Origin of the sequence: Azospirillum doebereinerae (genome assembly GCF_003989665.1) — a bacterium.
GTDB lineage: Bacteria > Pseudomonadota > Alphaproteobacteria > Azospirillales > Azospirillaceae > Azospirillum > Azospirillum doebereinerae.
Genome location: NZ_RZIJ01000032.1, coordinates 26,061 through 38,656, shown reverse-complemented (window position 1 = coordinate 38,656; position 12,596 = coordinate 26,061). Strand labels below are relative to the sequence as shown.

The window sequence follows — 12,596 nt, the reverse complement described above, 5'->3', positions numbered from 1 at the left end:
TGATGGCAACGATGAAGGTTCTGGTTCTGGGCGCCGGCAAGATCGGCTCGATGATCGCCACGCTGCTGACGCAGACCGACGATTTCGCGGTGACGCTGGCCGACCGTGACCCGGCGCTGCTGGCGCGGGCCGAGCGGGCGGGCCTGCGGGTGCGGACCGTCGACGTCGAGGACGCGGAGTCCCTGCGCGCCGCCGTCGCCGGGCACCACGCGGTGTTGAGCGCCTGCCCCTTCACGCTGACGCCGCTGATCGCGTCCACCGCCGTGGCCTGCGGCGCGCATTACCTCGACCTGACCGAGGACGTCGCCGCCACCCGCAAGGTGAAGGAGTTGGCCGAGACCGCGTCCACCGCGCTGATCCCGCAATGCGGGCTGGCGCCGGGGTTCATCTCGGTGGTCGGGCACGACCTCGCCCGGCGCTTCGACGAGCTGCACAATCTGCATCTGCGGGTCGGCGCCCTGCCGCAATACCCGACCAACGCCCTGAAGTACAACCTGACCTGGAGCACCGACGGGCTGATCAACGAATACTGCAACCCGTGCGAGGCCATCGTCGACGGCAAGCCGCGCGAGGTGATGCCGCTGGAGGGCGACGAGCGCTTCGCCCTGGACGGGGTGGATTACGAGGCGTTCAACACCTCGGGCGGGCTGGGCTCGCTGTGCGAGACGCTGGCCGGCAAGGTGCGCAACCTCGACTACAAGACGGTGCGCTACCCCGGCCACCGCGACATCGTGCGGCTGCTGATCCGCGACCTGCGGCTGGGCGAGCGGCGCCACCTGCTCAAGGACGTGCTGGAGACCGCCGTGCCGCTGACCTTGCAGGACGTGGTACTGGTCGTCGCCACCGCGACCGGCCGCCAAGACGGCGAGCTGCGGCAGGAGACCTTCGCGACCAAGATCTACAGCAAGCAGATCGGCGGCCGGACCTGGAGCGCCATCCAGGTCACCACCGCCGCCGGGATTTGCGCGATCCTCGACCTGCTGCGCGAGGGCTCCATCCCGCAGTCCGGCTTCGTCCGGCAGGAGCAGGTGCCGCTCGCCGCCTTCCTCGCCAACCGTTTCGGCCGGCACTACGCCGGCTGAACCTATCGGGCGCGCGGCGTCAGCACCGCCAGCGCCTCCTCAGCGGCGCGCACGCCGCTCTGATAGGCGCCGTGCGCGGCCGAGAAATCGGTGGCGTGCGTCGCCTCGCCCGCGAAGAACAGCCGGTCGTCGAACGGGCGGGCCAGCGCGGGACGGGCGTCGGCCTGGCCGGGCAGCGCGTGGCTGTAGGCGCCGCCGATGGTCGCGGCCCCCGCCCAGTCGGAGGCGAGGAGCGGGCGGAGGCAGCCGCGCACCGCCGGGCCGAACAGCGCGGCGAGCTGGTCGATGGCGCGCGCGAAGGCGGGACCGGGTCCTTCCGCCGCCACCGCCCGCGCCCCGGCCCCGCCCAGGAAGCACTCGATCACCGGCCGACCGAGCGGGCGGATGTAGTAGGAACCGGTCGCCGGATCGCGGGGATCGCCCAGGATGTGGCTTTCGGGCGCGAAGGGGCTGTCGCCGTCGATCGCAAGGAACAGTTTTTCGTTGGCGCCGAGCGGCAGGCGGGTGGCGGCGTCGCGCCACGGGTCGAGCGCCGCCGGCCAGGCGATGGCGTCGCCCGCCAGGACATGGGTCGACACGGTGAGGATCGCGGCGCGGGCGTGCACGGTCCCGTCCGCCGTCCGCAGCGCGACGTGGTGGCCGCCGCGTTGGCTGTCGAGCGTGACCGCCGTGACGGGGGTGGCGAGGCGCAGCGCGGCGCCGGGCGGCAGGCTCGCGGCGACCAGCGCGCCGTAGCCCGCCGGAAGCCGCCAGTTGCATTCGGTCGAGGCGGTGTCGTAGGCGCTGTAGTCCCGCGCGGAGACCCGTTCGAGCTCGTCGCCGCTGAGGTAGCCGCTGACCGCCTGGAGATAGGCGGTCCACGGCCCGTCCGGCTCCAGCGCGTCGGACGCGCGGTCGCTGGCGGGGGGCGCCGTGGCGAGCCGTTCGGTCCAGCGGGCCAAGGCGCGGGCGGCGTCCTCCCGCTCCCTGGCCGGAAAGCCGAGGTCGCGGAACTGGTTGCCCCACGCCGCCGGGCTGCGGTCGATGGCGACTCCGGCGTCTTCGGCGATGCGTGTCCACGGGTTGCGGTCGGCGGAATGCAGCCAGCCGCAGCCGAGATCGAGCGCCATGCCCGAGGTCTCCCGCGTCCAGGCGCGGCCGCCCGGACGGGGCAGGGCTTCGAGCACCAGCGTGGACAGCCCGCTGCCGGCCAGCCGCCGCGCCGCGCCGATCCCGGCGGCGCCGGCACCGACGACGACGATGTCGGGTTCCCGGATCATGCGGAGGCCGGCCAGGCGCTGTATTGCTCGTCGGCGACCTTTTCCATCCAGTCGACCGCCTTGCCGTCCCGCATCTCGGCGATGGCGATGTGGGTCATCGCGCAATCGGGCGCGGCGCCGTGCCAGTGCTTCTCGCCGGGGGCGAACCAGACGATGTCGCCGGGGCGGATCTCCTCGACCGGCCCGCCCTCGCGCTGGATGCGGCCGAGCCCGGCGGTGACCAGCAGCGTCTGGCCGAGCGGGTGGGTGTGCCACGCGGTGCGGGCGCCCGGCTCGAAGGTGACCGTGGCGCCGCTGAGGCCGCCGCTGCCGCTGAACGGCGCGTCGATCCGGACGGTGCCGGTGAAATACTCCTCGGGGCCTTTGCGTGAGGGCTGCGAGCCGCTGCGCGTGATGTCCATCGCCGTTCTCCTCGTTGCCGGCACCGGCGGGCTTGCCGATCACCGGTGGCGCGCAGTGATGTGGGGGCGGGGCGGGCCGATGGTTAGCGGGCGTGCCCCGCATGCCGTCATGTCCGGGGTTCATGAACGCGCCGCGCGGCGCCGGGCGTTCAGTCGTAGTGCTGGAACCCCCCTTGGGCGACGGCGGCCTTCCAATAGGCGACGACCGAGCAGGACTCCGCCGGAAGGCGGAGGGTCTGGCGGACATGGGAGCGGATGCGCTGCGCCGCCCGGTGTTCCGTTCCGGCCCAGACCGCCACCCCGTCCGTGCGGGCCGGGGAGTTCGACGACGTGGCCGCGATGACCGCGTCCGGCAGGCGCGAGGCGTCCGGCGGGGCGCCGGGGCGCCGGTGGAACCACGTGATGGAGGTGGAGGCCCGCGACGGCAGCTCCTGTTCCTCGGCCGCGTCGGGCACCTCGATGAACACCTCGGCCGAGGCGCCGGCCGGCAGGCCGTCGAGCAGCCGGGCGATGGCCGGGACGGCGGTGAGGTCGCCGGCCACCACGTAGCGCGCCGCCGGCCTCATGGGGATGCCGCCCGACACGGTGATGCCCGCCCGCTCGCCGGGCCGCGCGCGGGCCGCCCAGGACGAGGCGACGCCGGCCCGGCCGTGCAGCACGAAGTTCACCTCCAGCGTGCCGGCGGCGGGGTCGAAGCGCCGCACCGAATAGACGCGCAGCGGCGGGGCCGGGGAGCCGTCCTGCGACGGGACGATGAGGCCGATGTGCGGGGCGAGGACGTCGGGCTTGAGCGTGAAGCCGTCCAGCGCGGGGCCGCCGAAGACGACGCGGCGCATGCGGGGCGTCGGGTTTGAGACGGAAACCACCTCCACCCGGCGGAGGTCGTAAGAAGACGTGCTGCCCAAGACGCAGGCTCCCTGCCATCGATGCTCGTTTCGGATCGGCATCCTAGATAGGAATGCGACTTGTTCGCAACAACGCTTTGCCCTATAGGATCGGAGAGCCGACGGAAGGAATCCGGGGGGCAACGCGATCCGGCGGCCGGGAAGTCCGACAATGACGTTCCATCCCAGAATGCAGAGCAGCACGGAGGGGATCACCATCCTGGGCGATCTCCAGTGGCGCGCCTGGAACGGCATGATCGCCGACGTCTGGAACGTCGCCTGCGACGGCGAGGCCCGTGGGGAGTACGTGTCGGAGGCGCCCCGGCTGGTGGTGGTCCTCGACCAGGTCGGCGAGGGCGGCCTCCATGTGATGGCCGCGCCTGGACGCGGCGAATCCCACCGGCTGAACCGGCGCGAGCCGCTGAGCTACGTGCCGGCGGGGCTGCGGGTCTGGTCGCGCACCGAGAACATCCGCCGCCTCACCCATCTCGACCTGCATTTCGACATGTCCGTGCTGGGAAGCCGCTTCATGGAGGGGCTGGATCTCCAGGGGATGGACGTTCCACGGCTGAAATTCTCCGACGACCGGCTGCTGTCGCTGGCCCGCCTGATCGCGGCGGAGTGTCGGACCTCGGGCAATCTGCACGACCTCTACGGCGAGAGCCTGATGGCCGCGCTGTTCGTGGGCCTGTTGCAGGCCGAACCCCAGGCCGACCGCCGGCGGGGGCAGTTGCCGCCACGCCAGCTTCGCCGCGTGATCGACCACATCGAGGAGCATTGCAGCCGGGCGATCCGTTTGCAGGAATTGGCCGAGCTGACCGGCCTGTCCACCACCCATTTCTGCTCCGCCTTCAAGGCCTCGACCGGCGTGCCGCCCCACAAATGGCAGATGCGGGCGCGGATCGACCGGGCCAAGAGCCTGCTCGCCGGGTCGGAGATGACGCTGGCGGCGGCGGCGGCGGCGGCGGGCTTTTCCGATCAGGCGCATCTGACGCGCGTGTTCCGGCAGGTCGTCGGCACGACGCCGGCCGCTTGGCTGCGCAACCACGCCGGCTGAGTTACGACGAAAGTCGCAAGGGCGCGACGAATGTCGAAAGATCGTCCAACGCGTCCAAAGACGGTTCAATCCGGTGTTTTGTGCATATGCTAATCACTCGCAACAACGGATCCACTTTCGGACGGTCTGATCGACCGAAGGCGTTTCGCGGGTGCTGCAGATTGTCGAGGCCGATTGCGATGATGAACACGTCGAAAAAGCGATTGAACCGTTTTCTCCTGAACAGCACGGCGCTGGCCGCCGTTCTGCTGCCCACGCTGGCCCCCACGTTCGCCTCCGCGCAGGACACGGCCGCGCCGGCCGTCCTCGGCCCCGTGACGGTGCAGGGCAGCCGGTCCGCCGATTCGGCGACCAGCCCGGTCAAGGGCTACGTCCCCGGCCGCTCGGCGACGGGCTCGAAGAGCGACACCCCCCTGGAGGAAATCCCGCAATCGGTGTCGGTGATCGGCCGCGAGGAGATCGACGACCGTGGCGCCCAGAAGGTGGACGAGGCGCTGCGCTACACCCCCGGCGTCTTCAGCCAGCCCTTCGGCCCGGACAGCGACACCAACTGGATCTTCATCCGCGGCTTCCAGGCGACGCAGTCGGGCATCTACCAGGACGGCCTGCAGCTCTACAGCTACGGCTTCGGCGGCCAGTTCGCCGACAGCTACACCCTGGAGCGCATCGAGGTCCTGCGCGGCGCCTCCTCCGTGCTGTACGGCGGCAGCAACCCCGGCGGTCTGGTGAACTACGTCACCAAGCGGCCCGGCGACACGCCCGTCCGCGAGATCGAACTCGGCATCGACGAGCACGGCAACGCCCATCTCGGGATCGACGTTGGCGGCGCCATCGACCCGACGCTGAGCTACCGCCTGACCGGCCGCATCGCCGGCGGCGACACCTACACCGACTTCGCCGACGGCTTCCGGGGCACCATCTCGCCCAGCTTCAAGTGGTCGCCGAACGACCGCAACACGCTGACGGTGCTGACCAACTACACCGACATCGACGAGACGCACAACGGCGGCGCCTTCCTGCCCTATTTCGGCACGGTTGAGAACGCCTCCTTCGGCCGCATCGACCGCACCCGCAACTTCACCGAGCCGGGGCTCGACACCTACCGCCGCAAGCAGGCCTCGATCGGCTACGAGTTCGAGCACAGGTTCGACAACGACCTGACCTTCCGCCAGAACGCCCGCTACGGCTGGAGCCGGGTGCACGAGGTCTCGATCTACCCCTACGGCTACAACGCCTTCTCGGCCCTGCCGACCGACCCGAACAACCTGCTGTCGCGCATCAATTTCGAGCACACGACCGAGGTCAACACCTTCCTGATCGACAACCAGCTGGAAGGCAAGGTCCAGACCGGCGGCATCGCGCACACCCTGCTGGGCGGCGTCGATTACAAGTACTTCAACATGAGCCAAGTGCAGGCGTCGGGTTCCGCCACGCCGATCAGCGCCACCAACCCGGTCTACGGGGCGGCGCAAGGGCCGCGCTTCGCCTACATCGACCAGGACCTGACGATGAACCAGCTCGGGTTCTACGTGCAGGACCAGATGCGCTTCGGCCAGGGCTTCCTGGTGACGTTGAACGGCCGCTACGACCGCGCCTCGACCGACGCCGACGGGCTGCCGTCCTACGAGGGCACCAAAGGCAAGCTGAGCGGCCGCGCCGGGCTGGCCTACGAGTTCGCCAACGGCGTGACGCCCTACGTCAGCGCCTCGACCTTCTTCAACCCGGTGCTGGGCACCTCGCCGGTCGTCGGCGTCTTCAAGCCGGAGAGCGGCCACCAGTACGAGGTCGGCGTGAAGTACCGGCCCACCTGGATGGACGCGCTGTTCACGGCGGCCCTGTTCGACCTGACGCGCACCAACGTGGTGACCGGCGCCTTCAACGCCGAGACCCAGCTGGGCGAGGTCAACTCGCGCGGCGTCGAGCTGGAGGCCAAGGCCAACATCACCCCCAGCCTGAAGGCGACGGCCGCCTTCACCGCGCTGGACCTCGACATCAAGAAGGACGCCAACCCGGCCCTGATCGGCAAGACGCCGTACATCGTGCCGCAGATCCAGGGCTCGGCCTTCCTCGACTACACGTTCAAGGACAACGCGCTGGACGGCGTGTCGGTCGGCGGCGGCGTGCGCTACGTCGGCTCGTCCTGGGCCGACAACGAGAACACGCTGAAGGTGCCGGCAGCGACCGTCTTCGACGCGCGCGTCGGCTACAAGTACAGCAACTGGGGCGTGAACGTTTCGGTCACCAACCTGTTCGACAAGGAGTATGTCGCGAGCTGCCAGACGCAGTTCTCCTGCGGCTACGCCGAGGGGCGGACCGCGTTGTTGAACGTCAACATGTCTTGGTAAGCTGACGGGGGGCGGCCACGGCGGCCCCCTCCCTAACCCTCCCCCGCCTTTGGCGGGAGAGGGAACTCCGCCGAACGCTGGCAAGCATCCGACCCCCTCTCCCGCGCAAGCGGGGGAGGGATGGGGAGGGGGCAAGCGGGGCTGGACCCCGCCCTTTCTTTTCCGCCCGAGACCAGGAAACCCGATGAGCAGCCCAGCCCAGCCCCCGGCGCTTTACGAACTCGACGCCGTCGGTTTTTCCGTTGGCGGCCGGTCGATCCTGTCGAACCTGTCGCTCCGGCTGGAGCAGGGGCGCATCTATGGGCTGGTCGGCCCGAACGGCTCGGGCAAGAGCACGCTGATCCGCATGCTGGCCCGCCAGCAACCGGCCAGCGCCGGCCGCATCCGCTTCATGGGCACCGAGATCGCGCGCATCGGCGACCGCGACTTCGCGCGCTCCGTCGCCTACATGCCGCAGTTCACCCCGCCGGCCGAGGGCATGACGGTGCGCGAGCTGGTGGCGCTCGGCCGCTTCCCCTGGCACGGCGCGCTCGGCCGCTTCGGCGCCGACGACGCCGCCAAGGTGGCCGAAGCCATCGCGCAAACCCACCTCGACGCCATGGCCGATCGGCTGGTCGACAGCCTGTCGGGCGGCGAGCGCCAGCGCGTCTGGCTCGCCATGATGATGGCGCAGGACACCCGCTGCCTGCTGCTCGACGAGCCGACCTCGGCGCTCGACATCGCCGCCCAGGTCGACATGCTGGGGCTGGTGCGCCGGCTGAGCCGGGCGCGCGGCATCGGCGCCATCGTCGTGCTGCACGACATCAACATGGCCGCGCGCGTCTGCGACGAGATCCTGGCGATGCGCGGCGGCGCGCTGGTCGCCCAGGGCACGCCCAGGACCATCATGACCGGCGAGACGCTGGGCGCCATCTACCACCTGCCCATGGGCATCCTGCCGCACCCCGCCACCGGCGAACCGATCGGCTACGTCCAATGACGGGACCGATGCGGATGTCCCGGCGCTATGCGCTGGGTTTGGCGGCGGGGCTGACGTTGCTGCCGCGGGCGGGCTCCGCCGCCGGGACCCGTGTCGCGGTCATCGACTGGGCCATGCTGGAAACCGTGCTGGCGATGGGCGTGGTTCCGGTGGCCGCCACCGAGCTGCTCCAGTTCCGCAAGGTCGCGGTCGAGCCGGCGGTGCCGGACCGGGTCATCGATCTGGGCCTGCGCGGGACGCCGAACTACGAGGCGCTGAACCTCGCCGAGCCGGACCTCATCCTCAGCTCCAATTACTACGAAGGCCAGAAGCCCAGCCTGCAACGGGTCGCGGAGACGCTGTCCCTGTCCATCTACACGCCGGGCGTGCCGCCCTATCCCGCCGCCGTCGAGGCCGCGCTGACGCTCGGCCGGCGGCTCGGGCGGGAGGCGGCGGCGCGGGCGCTGGTCGCCCGGACCGAGGAGGAGATCGCCCGTCTCGCTGGCTCCCTGCGCGGCGTCGCCCACCGCCCGGTGCTGGCGATCAACATCGGCGACGCCCGCCACGTCCGCGCCTTCGGCACCGACAGCATGTTCGGCGACGTGCTGCGCCGGCTGGGGATCGCCAACGCCTGGGCGTCGGATTCCAGCTACAGCGCGGCGGCGCCGCTGGGGATCGAGGCCCTGGCCCGGCTGCCCGACGCCGCCGTGATCGTCGTGCCGCCGGTCCCGCCCGACGCGCTGCGGGCGCTGGGCGACAGCGCGCTGTGGCAGGCCCTGCCGATGGTCCGGGACAAGCGCGTGACCGTCATCGAGCCGGTCAACCATTTCGGCGGGCTTCCCGCCGCGCTGCGCTTCGCCCGCCTCGCCGCCACGGCGTTGCTCGGCCAGGAGGGCGCGTCGCATGGTTGAGCGCGCCGCGATGAACCGCATCCTGCTGTGGGGCGGTCTGGCGCTTCTCGCCGCCGGACTGTCGAGCCTTCAGGTCGCCGGACATCTGGTTCCGTCCGCCCCCTCGGCGTCCGTCTCGCCGCTCGACGCCATCATCCTCTCTTACAGCGTGCTGCCGCGGATCGCGGTGGCGCTGGTCGGCGGCGCGGCGCTGGGTCTGTCGGGGCTGCTGCTCCAGCGCGTGCTGCGCAACCCGCTGGCCGAGCCCTCGACGCTCGGCGTGTCGGCCGGCGCCCAGCTCGCCATGACGATGGCGGCGGTCTTTGCCCCGGCGCTGATGGAGAACGCGCGGGAGGGCGTCGCGCTGGCCGGCGGGCTGGCGGTGGTCGCCCTCATCCTGGCCATGACGTGGCGGCGCGGGCTGGAGCCGGTCGCCGTCGTGCTGGCCGGCATGATGGTCGCGCTCACCGCCACGATGGCCAGCGCCGCGCTGATCCTCGCCAACGGCGAATACCTGTTCTCGATCTTCATCTGGGGCGGCGGGTCGCTGTCGCAGCAGAGCTGGGGGCCGACGCTGACCATCGCCCTTCGGCTGGCGATCGGCGTCGCGGCGGCGGCCCTGCTGTCGCGCCCGCTCTCCATCCTGGGGCTGGACGACGCCAGCGCGCGCAGCCTCGGCGTCGCCCTCAACGCGACGCGCTTCGGCGTCATCGGCGTCGCGGTCTGGCTGGCGGCCAGCGTGACGGCGGAGGTCGGGGTGATCGGCTTCGTCGGGCTGGCCGCTCCGGCGCTGGCGCATCTCAGCGGCGCGCGGACCCAAGGCCAGAAGCTGATCGCGGCGCCGTTGATCGGCGCGGTGCTGCTGTGGCTCACCGATGGGCTCGTCCAACTGCTGGCTGGCGTCGATGGGGAGCGGGTGCCGACCGGCGCTGCCACGGCGCTGCTGGGCGGGCCGCTGCTGCTGTGGCTGCTGCCGCGCCTGCGCATGTTCGAATGGCCCTCGCTGAACAGCAAGCCGGCGCCCTCGCGCCGCAGCCGCCGGCCCGGCCGGCTGATCGGCCTGTTCGCCCTGCTCGGCGCCGTCGCCGTGGCGCTGGCCCTGACGGTCGGCACCGGGCCGGACGGCTGGACCGTCTCCACCGGTCCCATGCTCGACAGGCTGCTCGGCTGGCGCGGCCCGCGCGTGGCCGTGGCGGCGGCGGCCGGGGCGATGCTGGCGGCGGCCGGGATGGTGCTGCAACGCGTCACCGCCAACCCGCTGGCCAGCCCGGAGATCCTCGGCGTCGGCACCGGGGCGGGCGTCGGGCTGACCGCGGCGCTGTTCCTCGTCGCCGCCCCCGGAATCGGAATCCAGATCGCCGCCTCGGCCATCGGCGCGGTCGCCGTGCTGGCCGCCATGCTGGCCCTGTCGCTGCGCGCCGGCTTCGGGCCGGAGCGGCTGCTGCTGGCCGGCATCGCCATGAGCGCGCTGTGCAGCGCCGTGCTGACCGCCGTCATCGCCACCGGCACGCCGCAGGCCTTCGCGCTGCTGCGCTGGCTGAGCGGGTCCACCAACGACTCCTCCCCGGCCGACGCCTGGTTCTGCGCCGGCGCGGCGGCGGTGCTGCTGGCCGCCCTGCCGCCGATGACCCGATGGCTGGAGATCCTGCCGCTGGGCGACGTGACGGCGCGGTCGATCGGGCTGCCGGTGCGGCTGTGCCGGATCGTGCTGGTGCTGTTCGCCGGGGTGCTGACGGCGGCGGCGGCGCTGTTCGTGGGACCCTTGAGCTTCGTCGGGCTGATCGCCCCGCACCTCGCCCGTCTCACCGGCCTCGGCCGGGCCAGGGGCCAAGGGATCGCCGCCGTCCTGATCGGGGCTGGCCTTATGGTGGTGTCGGATTGGCTGGCCCGGACCGTCGCCTTCCCGTATCAATTGCCGCTGGGGCTGTTCGCCTCGCTGCTCGCCGGCCCCTACCTGATCTGGTTGTTGAGCCGGTCCGACGCCCGCGCCGGTTAGCCATTCTATTCCCCCTTTTTCCGTACCGGAATGAGAAGAGCCATGCTCAGCCGTTTCTTCGCCTACTACCGCCCGTACAAGGGCCTGCTGATGCTCGACATCGGTTGCGCCGTCCTGTCCGGCCTGCTGGAGCTGGGGTTCCCGATGGCCGTGCGGTCCTTCGTGGACAAGCTGCTGCCGACGCAGGACTGGCCGCTGATCGTGCTGGCCACGGCGGCGCTGCTGGCGGTCTACGCGGCCAACGGCGGGCTGATGGCCGTCGTGACCTATTGGGGGCACAAGCTCGGCGTCAACATCGAGACGGAGATGCGGCGCAAGAGCTTCGACCATCTCCAGAAGCTCTCCTTCAGCTTCTACGACAACAACAAGACCGGCCACCTCGTCGGCCGGGTCACCCGCGACCTGGACGAGATCGGCGAGGTCGCGCATCACGGGCCGGAAGATCTGCTGATCGCGGTGATGACCTTCGTCGGCGCCTTCGCCCTGATGGCGATGGTCCATCTGCCGCTGGCGCTGATCACCGCGATCATCGTTCCGGTGGCGGCCTTCCTGACCAGCCGCTATGGCGGGCGGATGACGAAGAACTGGCAGTCGCTCTACTCCCGCGTCGGCGACTTCAACGTCCGCATCGAGGAGAACGTCGGCGGCATGCGCGTGGTCCAGGCCTTCACCAACGAGGACCACGAGCGCAGGCTGTTCGCCCAGGACAACGACCGCTACCGCAGCACCAAGCTCGCCGCCTACAAGATCATGGCGGCCTCGACGACGCTCAGCTACATGAGCATGCGGCTGATCCTGATCGTCGTCATGCTGGCCGGCGCGCATTTCGTGCTGGTGGGCGAGCTGACCCAGGGCGGCTTCTTCGCCTTCCTGCTGCTGGTCAACGCCTTCTTCCGTCCGATCGAGAAGATCAACGCGGTCATCGAGACCTATCCGCGCGGCATCGCCGGCTTCCGCCGCTACACCGCCCTGCTCGACACCCAGCCGGACATCGAGGACAGCGCACGAGCCGTTCCCGCCCCGGCGCTGAAGGGCGACATCCGCTACAGCGGCGTGTCCTTCGGCTACGACCCGGAGCGTCCGGTCCTCAAGGACATCGACCTCACCATCAAGGCCGGCTCCACCGTCGCCTTCGTCGGTCCGTCGGGGGCGGGCAAGACGACGATCTGCTCGCTGCTGCCGCGCTTCTACGAGGTGGCGGGGGGCCGCATCACCATCGACGGGATCGACATCCGTGACATGACGCTGGCCTCGCTGCGCCGCCAGATCGGCATCGTCCAGCAGGACGTCTTCCTGTTCGGCGGCACCATCCGCGAGAACATCGCCTACGGCCGGCTCGGCGCCTCGGACGCGGAGATCATGGAAGCGGCGCGCCGGGCGCATCTCGACGGGCTGATCGCCTCGCTGCCGGACGGGCTCGACACCGTCATCGGCGAGCGCGGCGTGAAGCTGTCGGGCGGGCAGAAGCAGCGCCTGACCATCGCGCGGATGTTCCTGAAGAACCCGCCGATCCTGATCCTCGACGAGGCGACCTCCGCCCTCGACACCCAGACCGAGCGGGAGATCCAGAAATCCCTGATGGAGCTGGCCGAGGGTCGGACCACCCTGGTCATCGCCCACCGGCTGGCGACCATCCGCAACGCCGACGAGGTCTACGTCGTCGGCACCGGCGACGGCCTCCAGCGCATCACCCACGAGGAACTCGCCAAGCGCGGCTGAGGAAC

10 protein-coding genes are annotated in these 12,596 nt (G+C 70.9%); 7 read left to right on the top strand and 3 right to left on the bottom strand.

Features of this window, described 5'->3' with window-relative positions:
• The first annotated feature begins 2 nt into the window (after nucleotides 1-2).
• Nucleotides 3-1,082 carry a saccharopine dehydrogenase family protein gene (locus tag EJ913_RS27385; protein WP_185909965.1) on the top strand — a complete coding sequence of 360 codons (1,080 nt, stop codon included), beginning with the start codon at nucleotides 3-5 and terminating at the stop codon, nucleotides 1,080-1,082.
• Nucleotides 1,083-1,084: 2 nt separating this feature from the next.
• Here the strand turns inward: EJ913_RS27385 and EJ913_RS27380 are convergent, their stop codons facing one another.
• The 3 genes from EJ913_RS27380 to EJ913_RS27370 all read right to left on the bottom strand — a co-directional run bounded on the left by EJ913_RS27380 (nucleotide 1,085) and on the right by EJ913_RS27370 (nucleotide 3,647).
• Nucleotides 1,085-2,341 (bottom strand): flavin monoamine oxidase family protein, encoded by a 1,257-nt coding sequence (locus tag EJ913_RS27380; RefSeq protein ID WP_127003919.1) that lies wholly within the window; start codon nucleotides 2,339-2,341, stop codon nucleotides 1,085-1,087.
• The gene (locus tag EJ913_RS27375) at nucleotides 2,338-2,742 is read right to left on the bottom strand and encodes a (R)-mandelonitrile lyase (protein ID WP_127003917.1); all 405 of its coding nucleotides are present in this window, start codon (nucleotides 2,740-2,742) and stop codon (nucleotides 2,338-2,340) included. The genes EJ913_RS27380 and EJ913_RS27375 overlap by 4 nt, the downstream gene beginning before the upstream one ends.
• A gap of 149 nt (nucleotides 2,743-2,891) precedes the next feature.
• Nucleotides 2,892-3,647: a siderophore-interacting protein gene (locus tag EJ913_RS27370; RefSeq protein ID WP_244939514.1), complete on the bottom strand. Its 756-nt coding sequence runs from the start codon at nucleotides 3,645-3,647 to the stop codon at nucleotides 2,892-2,894.
• Nucleotides 3,648-3,798: 151 nt separating this feature from the next.
• Here EJ913_RS27370 and EJ913_RS27365 point away from each other — a divergent pair, with 151 nt between their 5' ends.
• The 6 genes from EJ913_RS27365 to EJ913_RS27340 all read left to right on the top strand — a co-directional run bounded on the left by EJ913_RS27365 (nucleotide 3,799) and on the right by EJ913_RS27340 (nucleotide 12,591).
• Complete coding sequence (locus EJ913_RS27365; RefSeq protein ID WP_127003915.1) at nucleotides 3,799-4,683, top strand: helix-turn-helix domain-containing protein; 885 nt, start codon at nucleotides 3,799-3,801, stop codon at nucleotides 4,681-4,683.
• A 179-nt stretch (nucleotides 4,684-4,862) separates the two neighbouring features.
• On the top strand, nucleotides 4,863-7,028 hold the full coding sequence (locus EJ913_RS27360) for a TonB-dependent siderophore receptor (protein WP_342353715.1): 2,166 nt from the start codon (nucleotides 4,863-4,865) through the stop codon (nucleotides 7,026-7,028).
• A gap of 184 nt (nucleotides 7,029-7,212) precedes the next feature.
• On the top strand, nucleotides 7,213-8,007 hold the full coding sequence (locus tag EJ913_RS27355; protein WP_127003911.1) for an ATP-binding cassette domain-containing protein: 795 nt from the start codon (nucleotides 7,213-7,215) through the stop codon (nucleotides 8,005-8,007).
• 14 nt (nucleotides 8,008-8,021) lie between these two features.
• Nucleotides 8,022-8,897: an iron-siderophore ABC transporter substrate-binding protein gene (locus EJ913_RS27350; protein WP_244939513.1), complete on the top strand. Its 876-nt coding sequence runs from the start codon at nucleotides 8,022-8,024 to the stop codon at nucleotides 8,895-8,897.
• The gene (gene fhuB, locus EJ913_RS27345; RefSeq protein ID WP_244939512.1) at nucleotides 8,890-10,872 is read left to right on the top strand and encodes a Fe(3+)-hydroxamate ABC transporter permease FhuB; all 1,983 of its coding nucleotides are present in this window, start codon (nucleotides 8,890-8,892) and stop codon (nucleotides 10,870-10,872) included. The genes EJ913_RS27350 and fhuB overlap by 8 nt, the downstream gene beginning before the upstream one ends.
• Before the next feature lie 42 nt (nucleotides 10,873-10,914).
• The gene (locus tag EJ913_RS27340) at nucleotides 10,915-12,591 is read left to right on the top strand and encodes an ABC transporter ATP-binding protein (RefSeq protein ID WP_127003907.1); all 1,677 of its coding nucleotides are present in this window, start codon (nucleotides 10,915-10,917) and stop codon (nucleotides 12,589-12,591) included.
• The last annotated feature ends 5 nt before the right edge of the window (nucleotides 12,592-12,596 follow it).

Coding starts and splice junctions, on each gene's coding strand:
- EJ913_RS27380 (WP_127003919.1), bottom strand. CDS start 2,341: ATGATCCGGGAACCCGACATCGTCGTCGTCGGTGCCGGCGCCGCCGGG.
- EJ913_RS27340 (WP_127003907.1), top strand. CDS start 10,915: ATGCTCAGCCGTTTCTTCGCCTACTACCGCCCGTACAAGGGCCTGCTG.
- EJ913_RS27355 (WP_127003911.1), top strand. CDS start 7,213: ATGAGCAGCCCAGCCCAGCCCCCGGCGCTTTACGAACTCGACGCCGTC.
- EJ913_RS27375 (WP_127003917.1), bottom strand. CDS start 2,742: ATGGACATCACGCGCAGCGGCTCGCAGCCCTCACGCAAAGGCCCCGAG.
- EJ913_RS27350 (WP_244939513.1), top strand. CDS start 8,022: ATGTCCCGGCGCTATGCGCTGGGTTTGGCGGCGGGGCTGACGTTGCTG.
- EJ913_RS27360 (WP_342353715.1), top strand. CDS start 4,863: ATGATGAACACGTCGAAAAAGCGATTGAACCGTTTTCTCCTGAACAGC.
- EJ913_RS27365 (WP_127003915.1), top strand. CDS start 3,799: ATGACGTTCCATCCCAGAATGCAGAGCAGCACGGAGGGGATCACCATC.
- EJ913_RS27385 (WP_185909965.1), top strand. CDS start 3: ATGGCAACGATGAAGGTTCTGGTTCTGGGCGCCGGCAAGATCGGCTCG.
- fhuB (WP_244939512.1), top strand. CDS start 8,890: ATGGTTGAGCGCGCCGCGATGAACCGCATCCTGCTGTGGGGCGGTCTG.